Below are 23,715 nucleotides of genomic sequence, written 5' to 3' on the forward strand. Positions count from 1 at the left end.
CTCCCCTACTGAAGATGACCCCTGCTTATCCCCGTTGAATCCAATCCAAACCAATCCCCCGCGCCATCATCGCTGCTAAAAAGGGAATGGCACTGAGAAAGGCCAGTTCAGCCCGAATCACCCAAGTCAAACGCTGCACCGTTGGTAACTCGAGGGTGGGAGCCTTCTCTTCCCGCAGCGGTTTAATCCACAGTAGAAAAGAGATCGTTGGATACAGCGACAATAGCCCCACCAAAATAAATAAGCCCACCTTGAGGTGAAAGATGGGGTTGGCCAAATAATATTCAGTGCCTTTGCCAAAATAGAGAACCCGCAAAATGCCCGTGACAAGAACAGTCACCGCAGCAATGCCATAGAGGGCATCCGTAATCACTAATCGCCAAGCCTGTTTAAGGTCTATATCCTTGCGCAGGGTGAGGTGCTCCACCACAAGGGCAGCAAAAGCCACCATAAAGCTGAGGTAGTGCAGATAGGCGATCGCGGCACTGCTCCAAAGGGTGTTCATCCGATAGCGTTCCTTGGCGAGTGAGAGACTTTGCAAAAAGGGCTGTATTGATCCTAGGGGGCAGCCTTGGGATGCGCAAGTGCCAACCCCCACAAGTTCTTAGGCTTTAGCCACGGCGTAGATCTTTGGCCATGGAGCGAAAGCGGTCTAAGCTGGGATCACTGCGACGGCGTTCCTGTTCTTCCACTGGGGGCGTTACCACATCACTGACACTGGGTTCGGGTTTACCTTTGTTTTCTGCCTCTGGATTTACCCTTTCGATGGCGGAGACCAACTCCACCACTTCTACCTCTTCTTTGGCACCGCCGGTTGCAGGGAACGTTTTTTTCACGACCTTGGCGGTACGCATGTACTCAATGTTGCCGTAGGTCTTGGCTGCATCGGGATCGAGAAAAAAGTCTTTGCTGGGTTGGGCGTCAGCTTGCTTGCCCCGACGGAAAAGGCCATCAAAGAGTCCCATAGCGGAATTGTTACCTTTTGTGAAGAAACCGCTGATCAGTTTACAATAAAAATCTCAAGGGGGGTTATCAGAAATTCCGCAAATGAGGGGCGATCGCCAACCCTAGTAGCAATTTTTGTCCCCTAGGTTTTCCAAGACCTGAATCCTCATGGTAGGTTAACGGTGGAAATGCCACAGGATGCAGGACCATGCACGCCAAAACCAAAGGGGAATCGCTCGTCCGCTTACTGGATGTGGGTAAGGCCTACCGTCAGCCCAACGGTCAGGTCATTAGCATTATGGAAAATATTAACCTTGAATTGCGCACGGGGGAAATTGTTGCCCTCCTAGGGCCATCGGGATCCGGTAAGTCAACCCTGATGCGCATTATTACGGGTTTGGTTGCGCCTACGTCTGGGCAGGTCTTGTACCGCGAGCAGCCAATGCAGGGCCTGAATCCGGGGGCTGCGATTGTCTTTCAAAGTTCGGCGCTCTATCCGTGGCTAACGGTTTTAGAAAATGTGGAATTGGGGCTAAAGGCTCTAGGAGAAGGCCCGCGATCGCGCCGCCGCAAGGCACTGCGGATGATTGACATTATTGGCTTGGATGGCTTTGAAAACGCCTACCCCAAGGAACTGTCGGGGGGAATGCGGCAGCGGGTGGGATTTGCCCGTGCTTTGGCGGTGGAGCCGGAACTCCTGTGTATGGATGAGCCATTTTCCGCCTTGGATGTGCTGACAGCAGAGAACCTGCGCTTTGAACTTCTCGATCTGTGGCTAGAGCATAAAATTCCTACCCAGAGTATTTTGATTGTCACCCACCACATTGAAGAGGCGGTCATTCTCGCCGATCGCATTATTGTTTTGGGGAGCAACCCCGGTCGCGTCCGCGCTGACTTTCCAGTGACATTGCCCCACTATCGCGATCGCAAGAACCCTGAGTTTCAAGCCACCGTGGATCGCATCTATAAAATTCTCACCAATCCCCATGTGGATGAATTGGAGCAACTGGAACCCAAGCCAGCTACCCTGCCCACGAGTCAAGAACCGCGTTATCCGCTGCTCCCCCATGTGCGCATTGGCTCGATCGCCGGTCTATTGGAACTCCTAGAACACCGCAAAGAAGACCTCTACCGCATTGCCCAAGAGCTGCAACTGGAGCTAGATGATATTCTGCCCATTGTCGAAGCCGCCCAGATGATGGAACTGGTGGAACTCAAGGAGGGAGACATCAGCGTGACCCCGATTGGCAATGCCTTTATTCAGGGGGACATTGACCAGCGCAAGCTGATTATTCGCCAACAACTCCTCAAGCATATTCGCCTTGTGCAGCAAATCCACACTTTCCTAATGGCCAAGCAAAACCACCGCATTCCCGAAAGTTTGGTGCTGGATATTTTAGAGCGGCACTTTACGCCGCAGGAGGCCGATCGCCAGCTCAATACCGCCATTGACTGGGGACGCTACGCCGAACTCTTTAGCTACGACGAACCGGCCAAAGAAATTTTCCTTGAAGTCAGTGAACCCGAGGAGCCATTGCCCCTTGAAACGACAGCAGTCTGAGGGGAATGTCCTAATGGGTCTGCGCTTGGGTAAACTCCTCTAGCGCCTCCATCACATGGGTGGCATACATCAAGGCAGGGCCGCCATCCATGGCTACAGTCACCATGAGGGTTTCCATGATTTCTTCAGGGATTGCGCCTGCATGCAAAGCAGCACGGGTGTGGAAGGCAATGCAGCCGTCACAGTGTTTGGCAACCCCAATGGCTAGGGCAATCAACTCTTTGGTTTTGGTATCAAGAGCACCGGGGGTTGACGAGGCCCGACTCAAGCTATAAAAGGCCTTCATGGCATCGGGCATCGCTGCCGTTAGCTTTGCCGTGTAGGATTTGATGTGGTTAATTTGCTCGGTGTACATCGCTGTTCTCAAACAATCGTGTTACGCCTATCATCGCCGCTGAAGCAGGCTACCCGCCCGAAACTTCAACGTTTTTTCTTCTTCATTGGTCTATTGGCAACTCCGCTTCGCTACATTACCGCGCCTTAACCCCCACCTGTGACGCGAGGATGGGGGAGTGCAGGCTAAACATGTTCGACGGTCACCGCCCTTGGTGATGAGCATCATCGGTTGCGGGTGAGAAACGCCACGGATGTTCTTAGTCAGCCCACCTAGGATAAGAGTATTCACCCCATAGGGGCTAGACAAAACTGTTCTCTCCATTCACACAAAGGACACCCAAATGCTGAATCAAAAAGGTTTACTCCTCGCCTGCCTCGCCGTTGCCCTCAGCCCCGCTGTGAGCCGTGCTGTACCTCTAGCTGCCACCCAGACCGTGCAATTGCAACCCCCAAGTAATGTACGGGTGCGCCCTACGATTATCGGCAAGATCAATAAATCTCCTTCTATCTCCTGCAATGAGATTGTGATTAATGCCACACTGCATCCTCCCGGCGGCTTTCCAGTGGGGGGTGCCACCGCTACTTTGTCCCCTGCTGGTAGTCATGGTTGCAGTTACAAAATTACCGTTCCGCCCGAGCTACTCGGTAAGAAGGTTCATCTCTGGGGAACGTTCAAGAGTCCCTCACCCCTGTTGTCAATTCAACCCGTGGGCTGGCAAAGTCCCATTTCTCTGCCTCAGCAATTAGGGATTTCCCAGAGCTATGACTTTGTTGCTAAGGACACCGTGATTCATTAAGCCTAAATAAAGGAATTCTGAGAGCGCCACTAGGAGTGACTGGTTTCTAGCCAGTCAAAGATGCGGTCAAGCTGCTCAAGGCTCACCAAGCCATACTGCCAGAGAACAACGGGCAACAGATTCACCTGCTCATCGCAGTGCTTGAGGCCGAAGTCAATGGCAGCGGTGGACAGTGCCATCTCCCGCTGTAGGAAGTCAATGAGTCGTGTCCAACGTGGCGTTTTCATGATTCCTATAACTACCACACCTTACCCTCTATCCTAGGGATTAATCTGAGAAAATGCAACATTTCGTTACAAAACCACAGAAAGTGAAATAATCAGCCTGCTATTTGGTATGATGCCTGGTATTTTCGGGGACACTCTCCCCAGAGACTTCCCCCACCAGAGGGAATTTATAGGGGGGATTGCCGAATCATTGGTCTTGGGAAAAACACCCTAAGTAAAGATACTCAACCGTAGCTCGTTATACTAAAGTCTGATGGGTGTTGTTCAAGCTCAGCCTAGAGAGAACAGCAGCCGAATCAGTTGTTTTACGGATGTGTTCATGACCCAAGCCACCGTTGCCAAACCCCCCATTGCCTGGCCTACGGCGACCTTTATTATTTTTGTGCACCTCGGTGCTCTTCTTGCGTTTTTACCCGGCATGTTTAGTTGGAAGGCAGTCCTGCTGGCGCTTGTACTTCACTGGTTGACTGCTGGCATTGGTATTACCCTTGGTTGGCACCGCCTCGTTACCCATCGCAGCTTCCAAGTGCCCAAGTGGTTAGAGTATTTCTTGGTCTTTTGCGGCACACTCTCAATGCAAGGGGGGCCGATTTGGTGGGCTGGGCTGCACCGCCATCACCATCTGTACTCCGATCAACCCAATGATCACCACGATTCCCGTAAGGGCTTTTGGTGGAGCCATATTGAATGGATGTTTCGTGAGGTGCCAGCGGAGGCAGAGATTCCCCGTTTCACCAAAGATATTGCGGATGATCCGGTGTATCAGTTTCTTGACAAGTACTTTCTACCAATTCAGGTGGTCTTGGCCATTGTTCTTTACCTCTGGGGCGGTTGGCCATTTGTGGTTTGGGGAATTTTTGTGCGTCTTGTAACGGTCTATCACACCACTTGGCTGGTGAATAGTGCCACCCATGCCTTTGGCTATCGCACGTTTGAAACCACGGATCACTCAACGAATTGCTGGTGGGTCGCCCTGTTAACCTTTGGCGAGGGTTGGCATAACAATCACCATGCTTATCAATATTCGGCACGCCATGGGTTGCAGTGGTGGGAACTGGATCTGACGTGGCTCACCATTCGCTTGTTGCAATTGCTGGGTTTGGCTACGAAGGTGCGTTTGGTAGAAGCACCAGCAGCCTCTTCCCAAGAATAGAGCGCAATGCGGGTTCTCATTCTCGGTTGCGGTTATACGGGAACGTGGTTGGCGCGATCGCTCCAAGCCCAAGGCATTGATGTGGTCATTACCAACCGTCGGGGAGAGCCGCCGCCAGAACTCAGCACTGTTCCTTGTTTTCCCTTTACATGGGAGCAGCAGGGGGAGCCAGTTCCCTTAGCACCAGCCGCCCTTGAGGGGGTAACCCACATCCTCAATAGTATTCCTCCCGATCGCCAAGGGGAGGATGCGGTTGCGCTGGCACTGTTGCCGCAGTTAGAGAAACTGAATCTGCACTGGTTTGGCTACCTTTCGACAACGGGGGTCTATGGCGATCGCCAAGGGGGCTGGGTAGATGAAACCACACCCGTCAATCCCCAAAATTTGCGTTCACAACACCGCGTCAGCATTGAGCAAACCTTTCTCAACTCCAATCTGCCCACCCATATCTTTCGACTCCCCGGCATCTATGGCCCCGGAGAAGGACGCAATCCCATTGCTCGTATTCTCAAGGGTGATGTGCAACTCATTGATAAACCGGGGCACTACTTCTGCCGTATTCATGTGGTCGATATTGTCCAAACCCTTGAGCGATCGCTGGCACAACCCACGCCGCAGGAAATCTATAACCTCAGTGATGATCAACCCTCAGAGTCGCTCCCTGTTCTACTCGAGGCCTATCGTCTTTTGGGTCGCCCAGCCCCACCAGCCATCCCGTTAGAGGCAGCCAATCTGAGTCCAATGGCTCAGTCCTTTTGGCGCGAATCCCGCCGAGTCCGCAATGACAAAATCAAGCGGGTTTTAGGCGTTCAGCTCCGCTATCCTTCCTACCGCGAGGGGTTACTAGCGATCGCCAGCGAATTAGGTCTTTGAGACGGCCTGCCATCCCCTGTGAGAAATAGGCACCTTATAATACCTAAGGATTCGGTCGCCGTCGCTGGAGAAACTCAGGAATGTCTAACTTCGGCTTGGCTTCAACCTCTGGTTGTGTTGCGGGGGCTTCCGGGGGAGGCGATGCCGTCGTTAGGGGGCGGTTCGTTAGGGGTGTCGTTTTGGTTGTGGCACGGGTGCGGCTAATGGGTTCACCACTAAAGCCAGTGGCAATAACGGTGACTTGAACTTCCCCTTGCATTTGGGGATCAATCACCGCACCGAAAATGATATTGGCGTTAGCATCGGCCACATTGTAGATCACCTCGGCAGCGGCATTGACCTCATGGAGGGTGAGATCTGTGCCCCCCGTAATATTGAAGACAACGCCCTTGGCACCCTCAATCGACCCCTCCAGTAGGGGCGAAGAAATTGCACTGACGGCAGCTTCCGTAGCTCGTGACTTGCCAGAGGCAATACCAATACCCATCATGGCAGAACCGGCATCAGCCATCACCGAACGAATATCGGCGAAATCAACGTTAATCAGCCCCGGCAGGTTAATAATGTCGGAAATCCCTTGAACCCCTTGGCGCAGGACATCATCGGCCACTCGAAACGCATCCTGAACCGATGTTTGCTCCGAAATCACTGAGAGAATCTTGTCATTGGGAATCACGATGAGGGTGTCAACACGACTTTGCAGGGCTTCGATTCCTTCATCCGCTTGGCTCGCTCGACGACGACCCTCAAAGGTAAAGGGACGGGTGACGACTGCAACAGTTAGGGCGCCCTGTTCCTTAGCCACTTCAGCCACAATTGGGGCAGCGCCAGTGCCGGTACCACCTCCCATGCCGCAGGTAATGAAAATCAAATCGGCATCCTTGAGTGCCGCAGCAAGGTCTTCGCGGGATTCTTCAGCCGCTTTTTGACCAATGGCGGGGTTGCCACCGGCGCCGAGACCACGGGTGAGTTTCTGGCCAATTTGCAGGCAGCGGTGGGCCTGGGATTGGGCGATCGCTTGCGCATCAGTATTGACGCACCAAAATTCAACACCCGCCACATTACTGGCAATCATGCGGTTGACTGCGTTGCCACCGCCGCCACCGACACCAATCACTTTGATGCGCGCTGCTGAAGTTTCCACCAAGCTGTCATAACTCCTTAACACATCGGTTGGTGCGCCATGGCCATTGTCGCCAGATGCAATGCCTACCTCTCCCGAAACAAAGGAGGCGGGGACTTCAGAGGGAACAGGTTCCGTAGGCCACTGTTGATCTGACTCCATAACGCGACTGTCTTCACCCATGATAAATATGGGGCAACTATATCATGAACTCTAGCAAAGGCATCGGCAACACCCCACAAAATAATCCTTAAACCTAACTCAGGGGAGAGCGGGCTTTGGCCAACAGACCGTGCTTGGGGGCAAAAATCATCGCCAGCAAAAAAATCACTGTTTGCAGGACAACAATACAGCCACCTGTTGACGCATCGAGATAGTAACTGATGTAGGTTCCCAATAAACTGCCAAGGCCACCCACCGCCAAGGCAATGAGTACCATGATGCCAAAGCGATCGCTCAGCAAATAGGCCGTTGCCCCCGGTGTAATTAGCATCGCCACGACGAGAATAATGCCCACGGTTTGCAGGGCAGCCACGGTGGTGAGGGACAGCAGCGCCAGCAGGAGATAGTAGAGCAGGGTTGTATTTAAGCCAATGGTGCGGGCATGGGTCGGGTCAAAGCAAAAGAGAATCAAATCCCGATGCAGTAGGGCGATCGTGATCAGTGTCATGAGGCTCACAATCACTGTTTGCCAGAGGTCGCGATCGCTAATCCCCAAGACATTCCCAAAGAGAATATGCATCAGGTCAACACTACTGGCGGTCTTCGAGAGCAGCACTAACCCCAAGGCAAAAAAGCCCGTAAACACCAAGCCAATGACTGTATCCTCCTTCACCCGTGTCTGCTGTTGAATAAAGCCAATGAGGGTCACGGCCATCAGACCAAAGACAAAAGCCCCCAAAGCAAAGGGCAGCCCCAGCCAGTAGGCCAAGACCACACCGGGCAAGACCGCATGGGACACCGCATCCCCCATCAAGGCCCAGCCCTTTAGGGTTAAAAAACAGGACAATACCGCACACACACAACCCACAAGGGTGCTTACCCCCAGCGCCTTAACCATAAATGCATGTTGCAGTGGCTCCAATAGCCAAGTGATCATCATTTGTCCTCTATGCCTGAAAAGTATGATAAGGTGCTGCCAGTACAGTCGGAGTGCGGTTCTCGTGGATGGCATCCTTTTGCTGAACCCTTGGTGGATAGGTATTTTGCTCAATACCGTCCTTGGGGCGATCGCCCTCCTTACACGGCAAAAATTACTCACCCTAGCAGGTCTCTTCCATGCGTGGCTCCTCGGCGTGCTGATTTGGGGCACCTTAGGCTGGCAGGGCTATCTGATTGTCATGGTCTATTTCCTTGTCGGTTCAGCCGTCACCCGCATTGGCATGGCCGAAAAAGAGGCCGCAGGCATTGCTGAAAAACGCGCCGGGGCGCGCGGCCCAGAGAATGTCTGGGGATCAGCCTTTACAGGCACCCTCTGTGCACTCCTTGCTCTCCTGCTACCCCAATGGCGGGAGTTATTTTTGGTGGGGTTTGTGGCCAGTTTTAGCACCAAGCTGTCAGACACCTGTGCCAGTGAAGTGGGCAAAGCCTATGGTCAGCGCACCTTTCTCATTACCACATTGCAACCAGTGCCCCGAGGGACAGAGGGAGCGGTGAGTTTAGAGGGAACACTGGCCGGTCTAATTGGTGCCACCGTGATTGCTGTGCTAGGCTGGAGTGTGGGCTTGATGGGGGCGATCGCCCTCCCCATTTGTATCCTTGCTGCTTTCCTAGCCAACCTTGTGGAGAGTCTTGTGGGAGCCACCCTTCAGGAACGCTACACTTGGCTGAGTAATGAAATAGTGAACGGCATCAATACAACTGTGGGGGCTTTCTTGGCGATGGCAGTCATTTTTATGGTTTCATAGGAAGTCTACTGGTGATCTAGGGATTTAACTCTCGGTTTTATGACTTGACTCGTTTGGGTATTTTGGATCAAGTCAACGCTAGTCATAAACACTCGGAACGATGATCTTTGTCAATCTTATCGGTGGCCTTGGCAATCAGATGTTCCAGTATGCTGTAGGAAGGGCTTTGTCTATGACTAGGGGAGTGCCCTTGCGTTTAGATATTTCCGATTTTGCAAGTTACCAGCTTCATCAAGGGTTTGAGCTACATCGTGTATTTTGCTGTGAGGCCCCAATTGCTTCTCTTGAAGATTTGAAGTCTGTTTTGGGTTGGTGGGGGGTACCAAAAATCAGGAGAGCGATCGCCAACCTTAGACTTTCAGCACTATGTAAGGGACGACTAATTCTTGAACCTCACTATCACTATTGGGAGAAAATTCATTCTGTCCCCGACATTGCCTACCTTCAGGGCTACTGGCAATCAGAAAAATACTTTAGCAAAATTGCTGACGTTCTACGGGAAGATTTCAAGTTTAGGAAACCCTTGTCAGAAATAAATGCTCAATGGGCAGATAAAATTACCCAGTGTCATTCGGTCAGTCTTCACATCCGACGTGGGGATTATATTTCTAATTTAACGACACACAAAGTTCATGGTGTCTGTAGCCTTGATTACTATCACAGAGCAGTTGAATATATCACTACCCTTGTCGCTGATCCTGTATTTTTCATTTTCTCAGATGAAATTGAATGGGCAAAATCAAACTTAGAGATCTCGCACCCTGTTTACTATGTGGAAAATAATACTGGTCAGGAGAGCTATAATGATATGCGATTAATGAGTCTATGTCGTCATCATATTATTGCCAACAGTACATTTAGTTGGTGGGGAGCTTGGCTAAATAATAGCCCTGAAAAAATTGTAATTGCTCCTCAAAAATGGTTCGCCACATCTGATAAAGATGATTCGGATTTAATTCCAAAGACTTGGATTAGAATTTGAGATGATTTAGTTATTGTTAATGATGAATATAAACAATAGTCCGACTATTTCAGTTATTTTACCAGTTTTTAATTCTGACCAATATATTGAATTAGCTATAAATTCTATTCTTAATCAATCCTTTAATGATTTTGAACTCATTGTTATTGATGATGGTTCTTCAGATAATTCCTTTGAAATTTTATCAAATTATGCAAAACTTGATGCTCGTATTCATTTAATTCGTCGGGATAATCAAGGTTTGATTTATACACTGAATCAAGCAATTGAACTTGCTAAGGGTCAGTATATCGCTAGAATGGATGCAGATGATTTGACTTTACCTAACAGGTTAGAAAGTCAACTTGAATTTCTAGAAAAAAATAAACTACATCTTTGTGGCTCATCTGTTCAGCTCATTGGGGCAGCGATTGGTTCTTGGCACTATCCTCCTTCCCATGAAGGTTGCGAAATTGAATTGTTATTTGGTGTACCTTTTGCCCATCCATCTGTAATGGGTCACTCCAGTGTTTTCAAAGAACTGAGGTACTCCTTTGAGTGGTCACTGGTGGAAGATTATGATCTCTGGCAGCGGGCATGGGCGGCAGGGTTCAAGATGGGGAATGTGCCAGAGGTGCTTCTGCAGTACCGAGTGCATCGCAAACAAACCTCCAGCCTTTATCGTCGGCAGCAAGCTCAAAATAGTCAACGGATTCGTTCGCGCCACTGGCAACAACTACTGAGTGCCAAGCTAGGAATTTCAGCAACTGAGGCTCAAGAAGCAGAGAAAGATTTGTGGAAAACATTCCAACTCCTGCGGCAGTTAAAGCAATGTTATAAAGGAACAGAAGCAGAAAAAATTCTCCACCATGCCTTCCCACGCCTTTGTTACCACCGTTTTCATAGTTGGGTTTTAGATAGAACAAGCTAGTTGAGTAGCTCAAGACCACATTTCTGGAGTGATCATGTTTTTTAGTGTCGTAATTCCTACCTATAATCGCTTGCCCATTCTAGAAAAGTGTGTTCGCGCGATCGCCCATCAAACGTGGAATCCAGACTTAGGCATTGAGGGCTATGAGGTCATTATTGTTGACGATGGCTCAACAGACAACACCATTGAGTGGCTTGAGGCACATCGTGAAGCGTTTCCCTGTGTCCGCTGGTTTCAACAGGAACATCTGGGTCCGGCAGCGGCTCGTAACTTAGGTCTGCAGGTGGCCAAGGGTGACTGGATTATCTTTATTGATAGTGACTTGGTGGTGACGGAAACGTTTTTAGAAGCCCATGGGAAGCGCTTAACTCAAGAAAAAGAACGTCTTGGCATTGAGGATATTGCTCAGGTTCCTGCTTTTTCCTATGGTCGTGTGATTAATACCTGTAATTTTGAAGAGCCAACCTCAGAACCCTATAAAATTGTTGATTTTTCAGCCGCCTATTTTGCAACGGGAAATGTGGCGATCGCCCGCCATTGGTTGGAAAAAGCAGGCCTCTTTGATACCCAGTTTCAACTCTATGGCTGGGAAGATTTAGAACTAGGGGTGCGCCTCAAGAAATTGGGTTTGCGATTGCTGAAGTGCCCCGCAGCCGTTGGCTACCACTGGCATCCCCCCTTTTCCCTCAGTCAAGTGCCCACCCTGATTCAGAAAGAGATTGAAAGGGGACGAATGGGGGTCTTGTTCTATAAAAAGCATCCCATTTGGGAAGTGAAGCTCATGATTCAAATGACGCCCTTTCACTATTTCCTTTGGGCCATCCTATCCCTCGGCGGCATTCTCAATGAAAAAACACTGGCGCCCCTGTTGCAATGGCTGATTAATATCGGTCGCCCTCAAGATGCCTTGGAAGTGGCTCGTATCTTTTTGAACTGGTATAATGTGCGGGCAGTCTACTCAGCCTATCAAGAGCAAACACCGCAGCAGCAGCATTGAGCTTTCGTGGGAGTTATGTTAACCCTGTCTCCAGAGCTAAAAGCCCGTTTGGCAACGCCATTGCAGATTGGCTCTGTTACGGTCAATAGTCGGGTCTTGCAGTCCCCGTTGGCCGGGGTAACTGATTTGGTGTTTCGGCGATTGGTGCGCCGTTATGCCCCCGACTCAATGATGTACACGGAGATGGTCAGTGCTTCGGGGTTGCACTATCTGAAAACATTGCCCCGGATCATGGAAGTGGATGCCAATGAGCACCCCATTAGTATTCAGCTTTTTGACTGCCGCCCTGATTTTCTAGCGGAAGCAGCGATAAAGGCGGTGGCTGAAGGGGCGGATACGGTAGATATCAATATGGGCTGCCCCGTGAATAAAATTACGAAGAATGGCGGTGGTTCTTCGCTGCTGCGGGATGTGCAAACGGCAGCAACAATTGTGCGGACGGTCTCCAAGGCGGTGCCTGTGCCGGTTACGGTCAAAACCCGCATTGGTTGGAGCGATCAGGAGATTAATATCCTTGACTTTGCCAAGGCGATGGAAGATGCTGGCGCTGCCATGATCACAGTTCATGGGCGAACCCGTGCCCAAGGCTTTAATGGCCCAGCTCGCTGGGAGTGGATTGCGCGGGTGAAGGAGCGCGTCAGTATTCCCGTGATTGCCAATGGCGATATTTTCTCGGTGGAAGCGGCGGTGCGCTGCCTAGAGCAAACTGGGGCGGATGGGGTGATGTGCTCGCGAGGAACGATGGGTTATCCCTTCTTGGTGGGGGAAATTGATCACTTTTTGAAAACCGGGGAATTGCGGCCTGCGCCAACGGTGGTTGAACGTCTGCACTGTGCGCGGGATCATCTCATTGCCCTCTGGGAATACAAGGGGGAACGGGGGATTCGCCAAGCCCGTAAACATTTGACGTGGTACGCCAAGGGCTTTGCTGATGCCGCAGAACTGCGCAGTGAATTGTGTCGCATTGAAACCCTAGAGGCTGGTTTAGCCCTGCTGGATGCAGCAATTGAGCGCTTGCAGGTAAGTTCAGACACCGAGGCGATCGCGGCCTAAATACCTAAACAAATGAAAAAAAGATTTGTGTTGCGCAACAATTCCGCAAAAATTTCGTAAAAAAAGTCCCTAGAACCCACGGGTTATAATGAAAGTGTAGGTGTGAGCAGGCCAAAAAAGAGTGATGAGGCTTGGCCTACAAAAAGTTCATTTGCATTTCTTGTTTGATCGCAATCGCTTAATCTCTTGCGTATTTTCTAGCATTTGCAGTTAGCAGGTTCTTGCTGGTTTGAAGGGGCGATCGCTATTGGTGAAGGGCGATCGCGAGAAATTGCTGCACACTTGATGAGGAACATTGATTATGAACTGTACACGCTACACAGAATTGCCCGAAGCGGCATGGCGAGAATTTACGGGTGGTGATTGGGTCGATCGCATTGATGTGCGCGACTTTATTCAACGCAACTATACCCCCTACGCTGGGGATGCCTCCTTCCTCACAGGCGCTAGCGATCGCACCCAACAACTATGGGCAAAAGTGCGCGACCTGATGGCACTAGAGCGCGAAAAAGGGGTGCTCGATGCCGATACCAGTGTCCCCTCTTCGATTACAGCCCACGCACCGGGCTACATTGATCGCGAGTTGGAGCAAATCGTTGGCCTGCAAACCGATCAGCCCCTGAAACGGGCGATTATGCCCTTTGGTGGCATTCGCGTTGTTGAAACCTCCCTCAAGGCCTACGGCTACGAATTGGATCCGCACACGAAGGAAATCTTCACCAAATATCGCAAAACCCATAACGATGGCGTCTTTGATGCCTACACACCCGAAATGCGCCGCTGTCGTAAATCGGGGATCATTACGGGACTGCCGGATGCCTATGGCCGCGGTCGGATTATTGGTGACTATCGCCGCGTGGCTCTCTATGGGGTAGATCGCTTGATTGCCGACAAACAGGCACAGCAGGCTTCCCTAGAAGTGGATGTCATGGACGAAGAAACCATCCGCCTACGGGAAGAACTCTCAGAGCAAATCAAAGCCCTCAATGAACTCAAGGAAATGGCCGCCAGCTATGGCTTTGATATTTCGCGGCCAGCGGCCAATGGCAAAGAGGCGATTCAGTGGCTCTATTTTGGCTACCTTGCGGCTGTCAAAGAACAAAACGGCGCCGCCATGTCCCTTGGGCGGGTCTCCACCTTCCTCGACATTTACTTTGAACGGGATTTGCGCCACGGCACAGCCACAGAAGCTGAGATCCAAGAATGGATTGACCACTTTGTGATGAAACTGCGGATGGTGCGCTTCCTGCGGACGCCGGAATACAATGAACTCTTCTCTGGCGATCCCACATGGGTCACGGAATCGATTGGTGGCATGGGTCTTGATGGTCGCCCATTGGTGACGAAAACCAGCTTCCGTATTCTGAATACGCTCTATACCCTTGGGCCTGCCCCCGAACCCAACTTGACGGTGCTGTGGTCGGAAAACTTGCCAGAGGCCTTCAAACGCTTCTGCGCCCAAGTTTCCATTGACACCAGTTCGATCCAATACGAAAACGATGACTTGATGCGTCCCTACTGGGGCGATGACTACGCGATCGCCTGCTGTGTCTCAGCGATGCGGGTCGGCAAACAAATGCAATTCTTTGGGGCACGGGTGAATTTAGCCAAAGCCCTCCTCTACGCAATCAATGGCGGTCGGGATGAAGTCTCTGGCCAGCAAGTGGCACCGATGTTTGCGCCGATTACAGGCGACACCCTGAAGTGGGAAGAAGTGCTGCCGCGCTTTGAACAGATGATGGCTTGGTTGGCGAAGGTGTATGTCAATACCCTCAACGTCATCCACTACATGCACGATAAGTACTGCTACGAGCGGCTGGAGATGGCGCTCCACGATCGCGATGTCTTTCGCACCATGGCCTGTGGTGTGGCGGGTCTATCGGTGGTGGCGGATGCCCTCTCGGCCATTAAGTACGCCGAGGTGAAAGTGATCCGCAATGCCGAAGGGTTGGCGGTGGACTACGAGATTAAGGGTGATTTTCCGAAGTACGGCAACAACGACGATCGCGTGGATAGTCTCGCGGTGTGGGTCGTGGAAACCTTCATGAATGAAATCCGCAAACACAAAACCTACCGCAATGCCGTGCCTACGCAGTCAATCCTGACGATTACCTCCAACGTCGTCTATGGCAAGAAAACCGGCAATACTCCCGATGGCCGCAAAGCCGGTGAACCCTTTGCGCCGGGCGCCAACCCCATGCACGGTCGCGATACGAAAGGGGCGATCGCCTCACTGGCATCCGTGGCCAAGTTGCCCTATGTCCATGCCCAAGATGGCATCTCCAACACGTTCTCCATCGTGCCCAGTGCCCTTGGCAAGACACGGGAGGATCGAATCAGCAACTTGGTGAATCTGCTGGATGGCTACATCCACGACCAAGGCTTCCACCTCAACGTCAACGTGCTTAACCGCGAAATGTTGTTGGATGCCATGGATCACCCTGAACTGTACCCCCAACTCACCATCCGGGTGTCGGGCTATGCGGTGAACTTTATCAAACTCACCCGCGAACAACAGTTGGATGTGATTAACCGCACCTTCCATGAACGCTTTTAGGCTCATCTTTAGGCTCTTTAGGCGAACTGCCGCCTAGATGAACGTCGCGTCCTCTACCTCGGTTGCTCTGGCGATCGGGGTAGATTTTTTATGGTGCTAGCGTGTGGTGTTTGCGTACATTGGTGAATCTCGTTAATCTTCCCTTTTTCTATAGCCATGCTGCGGGCGATCGCGCCTGCTTGTTACTCCATGGCTTGGGGGGTGGGGTTTATGAACTGCAACTTTTGGGAGAGGTTCTCTACAAAGCAGGCTGGACGGTTCAGGGCATCCTCTATCCGGGGCACGATCGCCCCAGTGCCCAAATGCCCGCCTCGACATGGCCGCAGTGGTATGAGGCAGTAGTGACAGCCTTTAAGACCTTACGAGACAGCCATCGCACGGTTGCCGTGGTGGGCTTTTCCACTGGGGGAACGCTAGCCCTTCATCTTGCCTATGAGTATGCCGTTGATTCTCTTGTACTCCTTGCCCCCTTTTTGCGCATCTATCGGCCTTGGTTTTGCCCCGTCGCTCCAGAGAGGCTTGTGCAGTCCGTTGGCCAGTGGATTCCCTTTGTGCCTCGGCGCAGCCTACCAATCCGCGATCGCCCCCTACGCCAAGCAGCAGAAGCCGCCTGCTTTTTCAAAAGTTTCAACCTGCAAGCGGTGCGCAGTGCCCTTGAGCTGATTGCCCAAGTGGAGCGGGAACTGCCGCTGATCACAACGCCAACACTGATTCTGCAAAGCCTTGCTGACACGGTCGTTGACCCCCAAGGGGCACAGAGAATTTATGAACACCTAGGCAGCCCCGAAAAGGAATTGCACTGGTTCAAGGAGTCGGATCACTTGCTCCCCCTTGATGTCGAGCGAGAACAGGTATTCGCCAAGGTGGTCGCCTTTTTGGGAAGATAGTTGCAGTTGGTTACTTGCCCTGCCATGGAAACATTGGATCTACGGGGAACGCCCTGTCCTTTGAACTTTGTGCGCACAAAACTGCGACTGCAACAGTTGCCCCCCCAGCAGCCCCTTGAGGTGTGGTTGGATGCAGGAGAACCCATTGAGCAGGTGCCCGATAGTTTGCGCATGGCGGGCTACGATGTCCTTGGGATTGAGCCACGGCAGGACTATTTTGCCCTTCAGGTGCAGCGTCCGGCATGAGTGATCTGGTGGGCTTGGTGCGGGCTGTTCAGGCCAATTACTACCGTGTCCGCCTGCGGGAAGCCACCAATGGTATTGAGGAGTTACTGTGTGTACGCCGCGCCCGCCTCAAGAAGATGGGGCAACAGGTGTGTGTGGGGGATTGGGTAGTGGTGAGCCATCCCGACTGGCAAGGACACCGCGGAGCGATCGCTGAGATTTTGCCCCGCCGCAATCAATTGTCACGCCCAGCGATCGCCAATGTCGATCAAGTGTTGCTCCTTTTTGCCTTGGCTGACCCTCCTGCTGATGTCCATCAAATTAGCCGCTTTCTCTTGACCGCCGAGGGATTGAATGTCGAAATTCAGGTGCTTTTCACCAAAGCGGATTTAGTTTCTGCGCAAGAGCAACAGCAGTGGCGCGATCGCCTGCATCAATGGGGCTATCACTGCCATGTCCTCAGTCTCACCCAAGGAAGCGACTGGCAACATCTGCATCCCCACCTCGCCGATAAGATTACAGTTGTCTGTGGCCCGTCGGGGGTAGGCAAAAGTAGCTTGATCCGCCATCTGACACCTCGGGAAGATATTCGCGTCGGTGCGGTCTCGGATCACTGGCACCGGGGGCGGCACACCACTCGCCATGTGGAACTCTTTCCCCTGCCAGCGGGGGGCTGGATTGCCGATACACCGGGCTTTAATCAGCCGGAACTGCCCCAAGACCCCCAGCAATTGGCGGCGGCTTTTCCGGAGATTCGCCAACGGCTGAGCAAGGATCGGTGTCTCTTTGATAACTGTCGCCACGATCAGGAACCGGGCTGCTGTGTACGCGGTGATTGGGAGCGCTACCTCCTCTACATTGAGTATTTGCATGAGCTAGAAACAATGGCCAGTTCAGAGCCATCCTTAGGGAAGGCACCCCCAGTGAAGGCCAAGAGTGACCGCCAAGGGCAGCAGCGCCTTGAACCCCTCTTGGATCCGAAAAAATATCGCCGCCGATCGCGCCGACAGCAGCATCAGCACCTCAATCCTATGGCTGAAGAAGTCCTCGATAGCGAACTGTGATGACGATGCCCCTTGTGTTAACTCTCATCCTGTTGAGTGTAACGGGTCTTTCCTTGGTAATCTGGCTGGTTTTGCTGCTGTTTTGGGGACAGTTTTGGCGCCCGGATCAGCGGCTACAGGGGGGAGACCTCAGGGCTTGGCCAAGGGTGGTGGTTGTCATTCCAGCTCGCAATGAGGCGGCGGTGATTGGCACCAGTGTGCGATCGCTCCTCGAACAGGACTATGCTGGAACCCTACATCTGATCTTGGTGGACGATCAAAGTAACGATGGCACAGGGGACATTGCTCGCCAAACGGCTTTGGAACTGGGCAAGGGCGATCGCCTAACGGTGATTGAAGGCACACCGCTCCCCTCCGGCTGGTCAGGTAAGCTCTGGGCGCTGTCCCAAGGCATTGAGGCCGCCCGAGCGTTTGATCCCGATTACTTGCTGCTCACAGATGCCGATATTGCCCACGATCGCCAAAATTTGCGCCAATTGGTCGCCCACGCCCGTCAGCAAAACTGTGCCCTTGTCTCGCTGATGGTGAAACTGCGCTGCCAAAGTATTTGGGAAAAATTGCTGATTCCCGCCTTTGTCTTTTTCTTTGCCAAGCTCTATCCCTTCCGCTGGGTCAACGATCCACAGCGATCAACGGCGGCTGCAGCGGGGGGGTGTATTTTGATTGATCCTCTGGCCCTGGACAAGATAGGAGGCATTGCCTGTATTCGCGATGCCCTAATTGATGATTGTTCCTTGGCAGCAGCGGTAAAGCGCGCAGGCTACCGCATTTGGCTGGGATTAACACCGACAACAGTGAGTTTGCGGGCCTACAATACCCTCAGCAGTATTTGGCAGATGGTGGCTCGCACTGCCTATACGCAGTTGTCCTATTCACCGCTATTGCTGGTGGGAACCGTGATTGGCATGACACTGGTGTATTTGTGGGCGCCCCTTGCCCTTGCTATCGGTCTGATCGGTCAGTCGCTACCCTTAGCCGTCATGGCGGGACTCACTTGGGGGAGCATGGCGATCGCCTACGGGCCAACGGTGCGTTTCTATGGCCTCAATAGGGCTTGGGCGTTGACACTGCCTGTGATTGCCTTCCTCTATACGCTGATGACACTGGATTCGGCGCGGCGCCACTGGCAAGGTCGGGGCGGTGCTTGGAAAGGACGGGTTTATCCCCGCAAGTCATAGATGGGGCGATAGGCCATGACAATCAGCGTGTCAGTGGGGTCAAGACTCTGAAAGTCTGAGGGACGAGGGTTGAGCAACACCTGCTGATTTTGGCGGCGAATCCCGATCAGGAGCAGCGGGTTCTCTGGATGGCGGCTACTGTACTCACTCATCCAAGCACTGAGGGCAGCAAAGGAGAGGCCACAGAGGGTAGTGGGATAGTGCCCTGGCTCAATGAAGTAAAACTCATTGGTGTGATCAGAATAGGTCAGGAGTTGCCGATAGACCTCGGACATTTGGCGAAAGAGGGCACTTTGAGCCAGAATCCCAGAACTATAGTCCTGACTCAAAATCACTTCATCCACCCCCGCTTCCTTGAGGTGGCGCTGGCGATCGCTATTCACCAATTCGGCCACCACATGAATATCCTGCTCTTGGCCAGGGGTTTTCTCTAGGTGCTTTACCGCAAGGGCAATGAGGGCATTTTTTTCATCGGGAGCTTCCATGTCGGCATCGGCAAGCAGAATAATGGCTTTGGCTTGGGGGGCATTGAGGCGCTCTAGGGTGCCATGGTGGGTAGGATCCCCTTGCACTACAAAGACATCCGGGCGCCCTTGGAATTCAGGATCCAGTGCAATCGGTTCAGCACATAAAAGCACAATGTCACGGGGATGGTAGGCGTTGGCGGCAATCAGTTGGCGGAGCACAAGGGGCGCCTTGGCATTCCAGTTGCAAATAATGATGTGGTTGCTAAAGGGTTTCATGGGTAGGGTTTGGCTAAGAGCTTGGGTGACAAAGTAGGCGGAAAATTTGCCAATCAGGGCACCAAAGGCAAAGGTGCCAAAAAGCAGTAGCACTAGCTGCAGGACTTGCCCTAGCAGGGTGCGCGGGCGATCGGGATACTCCCCCACCAAGGTAATCACTGCATTACTGAGGGTCTCCCAAGCGCGGCTCGGCGACTGAAGTGCCTCTTCGCTCCAGAGGAAAGCCACAATTAACAGCACCAGAATCGCGATCGCCCCTAGGGTAAGGAAGCGTTGAAGTCGCTCGTGCATTGGTTGGCGAGGGAAACATCACGTCTATTCTAAGATTCCGCCCCCTTGTAGAGTCTCCCAGATTCCAGTATCCTGACTGCTATACAACCCTTTTCCCTAAGGATGAAACCCCCTCGAAACAGCCAAAACTGCTTAATGACCCAATCGCATCCCCTCAACAGGTCGATATCACTGGCAGAGGGGCGATTTATTCAGCATGATAGAAACAACATCGGCAGTAAAGGAGCAGTCTCTTGAATAAGCCTGACGACCCACAATGCCGACTCAGACTGTATATCTGGGGTTCCCCCTAGAAGAATAGCTGCAATGTCTGCCGCTGCCTTAGAAATTTTACTTGTGCTGCTGCTCATCATCGCCAATGGCATTTTTGCTGGTGCTGAAATCGCAGTGGTCTCTGCACGCAAGGTTCGTCTTGAGCAACTGGCAAAACGGGGTCAACGCAAGGCGAAGGTGGCTCTGAAACTTGCCAACTCCCCGAATAATTTTCTCTCGGCTATACAAATTGGGATTACCCTGATTGGGATTCTCAGTGGTGCCGTGGGCGGTGCCACCCTCGCCCAGCGGTTACAGGCTGCCCTCAGTCCCGTGCCATGGTTGGGGCAGTATAGTCAGCCTTTGAGTATTGCCCTTGTGGTGACGGGCATTACCTATCTCTCCCTAGTGATTGGGGAGCTGGTGCCCAAGCGCATTGCCATGACGTACCCCGAGGCGATCGCCTGCAACATTGCCAAACCCATGACATGGCTGACGAAATTAGCGGCTCCGATTGTGCATTTACTCAGCGTCTCCACAGACACCATCCTGCAAGTATTGGGCATTACCACCATTGCTGACCAAACGGTTACAGAGGATGAAATTAAAGTCCTGATTGAACAGGGGGCACAGGCGGGTCTCTTTGAGGTGGCGGAGCAGGACATGGTGGCGCGGATTTTTAACTTGGGCGATCGCCCGATTCAGTCGATCATGACCCCCCGCACCGATATTGTGTGGCTGGATATTGAATCCTCGCTTGAAGAAATAGAAACAGAAATTCTGGCCAGTTCCCATTCGCGGTTTCCCGTGGCCGAAGAGACCATTGATCACTGCTTGGGAATTATTTCAGCCAAGGACTTTTTGGCCGCTCGTCTCACCCAGCAAGAGATTGACCTGCGCCAGCTTTTGCAACCAGCGCTCTTTGTTCCCGAAGGCCTACCGGCACTTGATGTCCTTGAACTCTTTCGTCAGTCGAGTCAACACATTGCCCTGATTACCGATGAATACGGGGGCATCGAAGGACTGGTGACGCTCAATGATCTCACGGAGGCGATTATTGGCACACTGCGCCACGACGAGGGGGAGGAACCGCAAATTATTCAGCGGGAGGATGGCTCGTGGCTATTGGATGGGTTGCTCTCGACCTATGAACTCAAGGAATTGCTGCGGCGGGAAAGTTTACCTGAGGAGGACACGGCCAACTACCACACCCTTGGCGGGCTAATCATTACGCTATTTGGGCGTATTCCCCAGTCGGGAGATTACATTGAAACCGATGGCCTGCGCTTTGAAGTGGTGGATATGGATGGCAACCGCGTGGATAAGGTGCTGGTGACCGAACTAGTGAGCGATGATGCCCTCGCCGATGACAGCAACCCCAAGGACAAGGATTAACGACGGCGCAGATGCAGATCCGCTACTGTACGTTGCAGCGATCGCCAGCGTTGTTGTCGCAGTTGATTCAGGGCGCGTTTCAGGGGTGGCAAGGGGGGCTGATCACCACCATAGCGCCAAGCCACATAGGCCTGCGTCAGGGTTTCAATGGCTCGCTGACTGACGGCATCAAGACGGCCAGCGGTTTGCAGCGATCGCGCGTATTCCCACGGAGTTTGATTGGGTCGCTTCGGTAATCCCTGCTGGGCGAGACCATCGAGCATTTGTACATAGAGGCGGGCGATCGGCGGCAGTTTTTGCAGGCGTTGACGATATCGCCACATCTGGAGAGCGTACCACAAACCCCAGACTACAATGACGCCACCAAAGAGAATCAAAATCCCTTGGACAATCCCCCCCAGCCCTTGGCTAAACAGATCAAAGAATTTTTGCAAAGCAGTTTCGAGGGTAGCAAAGATAATGCCAAAAAATCCCGTCACCGGGGTCGGCAACCATCCCGTGACCCACTGCCAAAACTGCTGGAGGACGCTAAAGGTCTGATCTACCTCTAGGGTGGCTGGATAGAGATCGTGCCCCGGAATTGGATCAAAGAGAAACCAGCCCAAATTGGGAAAGTAGGCTTCCGTCAGGGCATAGGCATCGGTATTGCGAACCACATACAAGCCCGTGAAGGGGTTAAATTCCCCCGTTCCTAAACCGGTGACCAAGCGCGTGGGAATGCCAATACTGCGCAGTAACAGCGTCAACGCCGTGGAAAAGTGATCGGGATAGCCGCCGCGCCACTCAAACAGAAAGGCTGCGACCAAGTCTTGATCTGTGCCTAGTTCGGGAATGTCGGTTTTCAGGGCATAGGATTGCTTCAGGGCTTGGGTGAGGTAGAGAGCTTGCTCGTAGGGTTCGGGAATCGAGCGATCGGCCTTGGCAAGGAGGTCTTTGGCCAGCGCTTGCAGCCGTGGTTTCAGGTCAGGGGGGACTTCAAGGTAAAACTGATAGCCTACGGTGTGATTTAATTTTGGCGCTCTGCGCAACAGGGAGCGATCGCGCACGGGCACTTGGGAAATCACAGAATAGGTCAGCCCCTCGGGCAAGGGCACCGGCGCCCGCAGGCCACCCTCGGGGTCACGGGCAATTTCACGGGTGGGAAAATAGAGTTCGCGGGGTTCGTAGAGATGGGGAATCAGGTTACTAAACTCAGAGACAATGGTATAGGTCTGAATCACTTCCCGCGTCGGCATTTGGGAGAGTTGCTGTGGCAGCAGATAGCGAAAACTCCAAGGGGAACGCCGCAGCACTTCTGCCTTATCGTTGCGACTAATGCGCCAACCCCGCCCCGTATATTCATCAAAGGCAAGGACGCGCCAAAAGCCGGGGGCTTGCGATCGCACCCGCATTAACTCCCTAGGCGTCATGCTCCCGCCAAAGGTCTGATCAATCTCAGAGCCAAAGCCATAGTAAAAGTTCGGGTCAAAGGTTTGATTGGCCAGTTCCTCGCCAACACCACCACCACCACGGCCACTGACATAGCCCGGATTGATCACCCGGGTTTGGTCAAACTCCCCTGCCACTTGAATTTCAGCACTGACAGGCAAGGTGCGAATTTGATAGCCGGGGAAGCGCGGCAGCAGCACAAAGACCACCATCCCCAAGCCAAGAATCAGGGCAAAGAGGCCGACCCATTGCCGCCAAGGCAAGCGTAGCGATTTCAGGGTGGTGGAGAGTAGGCCAAGGCGCGAGCGGTAGTCAAGGACGAGTACGGGTAGGGCGATCGCCAGAAAGATCACAAGAAACAGCCCAAAGGTCATGGTTTGACTGAGGGTGGCCGCCACACTAATTAAAATCAGGGCAATGACCATTGAGTAGCCCAAATCTTTGCGGCGGGGCAGGTCAAAGCTATGGAGCACTTGCAGTTGAATCAAGAGTTCCGTCAGCAAAATCCGTGAATCCTGGTTCAGTGCTGCCAACCGCGCCAAAAAGACCGCTAATGCCGTCAACATCCCAACGGCGATCGCCAGCTTTGCCACCACATTTCTTTGTCGCCGTGCCCACCAACTCCAACTAAAGCCCGCAATGGAGAGGGGAACTGCCCAGAGACTATTGGCAGTATCCGCCGCCACATCGGTTGCCACTAGGCCAACAATCACCATGCCCAAGACCCCTAGGCGCAGCAGTAGGGAATCCTCAACATCCTTGGCGGGAGCTAGCATCGGGGAATTGGCAATGGGCTGTAACCAAGACTGAACCATCGAACAGCAGCGGCAA

23 protein-coding genes are annotated in these 23,715 nt (G+C 52.6%); 15 read left to right on the forward strand and 8 right to left on the reverse strand.

Annotation, left to right across the window (positions count from 1 at the left end):
- Positions 1-25: 25 nt before the first annotated feature.
- Together RHH27_RS05785 and RHH27_RS05790 are read right to left on the reverse strand one after the other, a co-directional pair.
- Positions 26-505: a DUF2214 family protein gene (locus RHH27_RS05785; RefSeq protein WP_310438400.1), complete on the reverse strand. Its 480-nt coding sequence runs from the start codon at positions 503-505 to the stop codon at positions 26-28.
- Positions 506-611: 106 nt separating this feature from the next.
- The gene (locus tag RHH27_RS05790; protein ID WP_302676502.1) at positions 612-965 is read right to left on the reverse strand and encodes a hypothetical protein; all 354 of its coding nucleotides are present in this window, start codon (positions 963-965) and stop codon (positions 612-614) included.
- 188 nt (positions 966-1,153) lie between these two features.
- Between RHH27_RS05790 and RHH27_RS05795 the strand changes: the two genes are divergently transcribed.
- Positions 1,154-2,506 carry an AAA-associated domain-containing protein gene (locus RHH27_RS05795; RefSeq protein ID WP_149817559.1) on the forward strand — a complete coding sequence of 451 codons (1,353 nt, stop codon included), beginning with the start codon at positions 1,154-1,156 and terminating at the stop codon, positions 2,504-2,506.
- 10 nt (positions 2,507-2,516) lie between these two features.
- Here RHH27_RS05795 and RHH27_RS05800 read toward each other — a convergent pair whose 3' ends face one another.
- Complete coding sequence (locus tag RHH27_RS05800) at positions 2,517-2,861, reverse strand: carboxymuconolactone decarboxylase family protein (RefSeq protein WP_302679079.1); 345 nt, start codon at positions 2,859-2,861, stop codon at positions 2,517-2,519.
- Between the two features lie 322 nt (positions 2,862-3,183).
- Between RHH27_RS05800 and RHH27_RS05805 the strand changes: the two genes are divergently transcribed.
- Positions 3,184-3,639, forward strand: coding sequence for a hypothetical protein (locus RHH27_RS05805; RefSeq protein WP_206201455.1), 456 nt, complete (start codon positions 3,184-3,186; stop codon positions 3,637-3,639).
- Positions 3,640-3,668: 29 nt separating this feature from the next.
- Here the strand turns inward: RHH27_RS05805 and RHH27_RS05810 are convergent, their stop codons facing one another.
- Positions 3,669-3,866: a DUF2949 domain-containing protein gene (locus tag RHH27_RS05810; RefSeq protein ID WP_206201456.1), complete on the reverse strand. Its 198-nt coding sequence runs from the start codon at positions 3,864-3,866 to the stop codon at positions 3,669-3,671.
- A 319-nt stretch (positions 3,867-4,185) separates the two neighbouring features.
- Here RHH27_RS05810 and RHH27_RS05815 point away from each other — a divergent pair, with 319 nt between their 5' ends.
- Together RHH27_RS05815 and RHH27_RS05820 are read left to right on the forward strand one after the other, a co-directional pair.
- Positions 4,186-5,019, forward strand: a complete 834-nt coding sequence (locus RHH27_RS05815) for a fatty acid desaturase (protein ID WP_302679080.1) — start codon at positions 4,186-4,188, stop codon at positions 5,017-5,019.
- Between the two features lie 6 nt (positions 5,020-5,025).
- A complete protein-coding gene (locus tag RHH27_RS05820) occupies positions 5,026-5,892 on the forward strand; it encodes an SDR family oxidoreductase (RefSeq protein WP_302679081.1) in 867 nt (288 codons plus the stop codon).
- 43 nt (positions 5,893-5,935) lie between these two features.
- Here RHH27_RS05820 and ftsZ read toward each other — a convergent pair whose 3' ends face one another.
- Positions 5,936-7,198, reverse strand: coding sequence for a cell division protein FtsZ (gene ftsZ, locus RHH27_RS05825; protein WP_302679082.1), 1,263 nt, complete (start codon positions 7,196-7,198; stop codon positions 5,936-5,938).
- 73 nt (positions 7,199-7,271) lie between these two features.
- Complete coding sequence (locus RHH27_RS05830; protein ID WP_302676498.1) at positions 7,272-8,117, reverse strand: metal ABC transporter permease; 846 nt, start codon at positions 8,115-8,117, stop codon at positions 7,272-7,274.
- Positions 8,118-8,139: 22 nt separating this feature from the next.
- Here RHH27_RS05830 and RHH27_RS05835 point away from each other — a divergent pair, with 22 nt between their 5' ends.
- From RHH27_RS05835 to RHH27_RS05880, 10 genes are all read left to right on the forward strand, one after another.
- A complete protein-coding gene (locus tag RHH27_RS05835) occupies positions 8,140-8,922 on the forward strand; it encodes a TIGR00297 family protein (protein WP_315862903.1) in 783 nt (260 codons plus the stop codon).
- 100 nt (positions 8,923-9,022) lie between these two features.
- Positions 9,023-9,904: an alpha-1,2-fucosyltransferase gene (locus tag RHH27_RS05840; protein WP_302679084.1), complete on the forward strand. Its 882-nt coding sequence runs from the start codon at positions 9,023-9,025 to the stop codon at positions 9,902-9,904.
- A gap of 19 nt (positions 9,905-9,923) precedes the next feature.
- A complete protein-coding gene (locus tag RHH27_RS05845; RefSeq protein ID WP_302679085.1) occupies positions 9,924-10,814 on the forward strand; it encodes a glycosyltransferase in 891 nt (296 codons plus the stop codon).
- Positions 10,815-10,848: 34 nt separating this feature from the next.
- Positions 10,849-11,811, forward strand: coding sequence for a glycosyltransferase family 2 protein (locus tag RHH27_RS05850; RefSeq protein WP_302679086.1), 963 nt, complete (start codon positions 10,849-10,851; stop codon positions 11,809-11,811).
- Between the two features lie 15 nt (positions 11,812-11,826).
- Positions 11,827-12,864: a tRNA dihydrouridine synthase DusB gene (gene dusB / locus RHH27_RS05855; protein ID WP_206201463.1), complete on the forward strand. Its 1,038-nt coding sequence runs from the start codon at positions 11,827-11,829 to the stop codon at positions 12,862-12,864.
- Between the two features lie 301 nt (positions 12,865-13,165).
- Entirely contained in the window at positions 13,166-15,421 is a 2,256-nt protein-coding gene (pflB, locus tag RHH27_RS05860; protein ID WP_206201464.1) for a formate C-acetyltransferase, read from the forward strand.
- 101 nt (positions 15,422-15,522) lie between these two features.
- Entirely contained in the window at positions 15,523-16,308 is a 786-nt protein-coding gene (locus RHH27_RS05865) for a carboxylesterase (RefSeq protein WP_255521518.1), read from the forward strand.
- A 24-nt stretch (positions 16,309-16,332) separates the two neighbouring features.
- On the forward strand, positions 16,333-16,554 hold the full coding sequence (locus tag RHH27_RS05870; RefSeq protein WP_149817527.1) for a sulfurtransferase TusA family protein: 222 nt from the start codon (positions 16,333-16,335) through the stop codon (positions 16,552-16,554).
- Complete coding sequence (gene rsgA / locus RHH27_RS05875) at positions 16,551-17,597, forward strand: small ribosomal subunit biogenesis GTPase RsgA (protein WP_206201465.1); 1,047 nt, start codon at positions 16,551-16,553, stop codon at positions 17,595-17,597. The genes RHH27_RS05870 and rsgA overlap by 4 nt, the downstream gene beginning before the upstream one ends.
- The gene (locus RHH27_RS05880; RefSeq protein ID WP_302679087.1) at positions 17,597-18,775 is read left to right on the forward strand and encodes a glycosyltransferase; all 1,179 of its coding nucleotides are present in this window, start codon (positions 17,597-17,599) and stop codon (positions 18,773-18,775) included. The genes rsgA and RHH27_RS05880 overlap by 1 nt, the downstream gene beginning before the upstream one ends.
- Here the strand turns inward: RHH27_RS05880 and RHH27_RS05885 are convergent.
- On the reverse strand, positions 18,757-19,809 hold the full coding sequence (locus RHH27_RS05885) for a TrkA family potassium uptake protein (RefSeq protein WP_302676487.1): 1,053 nt from the start codon (positions 19,807-19,809) through the stop codon (positions 18,757-18,759). The two genes, RHH27_RS05880 and RHH27_RS05885, sit on opposite strands and share 19 nt — an antisense overlap.
- A gap of 306 nt (positions 19,810-20,115) precedes the next feature.
- Here RHH27_RS05885 and RHH27_RS05890 point away from each other — a divergent pair, with 306 nt between their 5' ends.
- Positions 20,116-21,456, forward strand: a complete 1,341-nt coding sequence (locus RHH27_RS05890; RefSeq protein ID WP_302679088.1) for a hemolysin family protein — start codon at positions 20,116-20,118, stop codon at positions 21,454-21,456.
- Here RHH27_RS05890 and RHH27_RS05895 read toward each other — a convergent pair.
- Positions 21,453-23,699, reverse strand: a complete 2,247-nt coding sequence (locus RHH27_RS05895; protein WP_302679089.1) for a DUF3488 and DUF4129 domain-containing transglutaminase family protein — start codon at positions 23,697-23,699, stop codon at positions 21,453-21,455. The genes RHH27_RS05890 and RHH27_RS05895 overlap by 4 nt on opposite strands.
- Positions 23,700-23,715: the final 16 nt, after the last annotated feature.

It is taken from the genome of Thermosynechococcus sp. PP555, from assembly GCF_031583225.1.
Lineage (GTDB): Bacteria > Cyanobacteriota > Cyanobacteriia > Thermosynechococcales > Thermosynechococcaceae > Thermosynechococcus.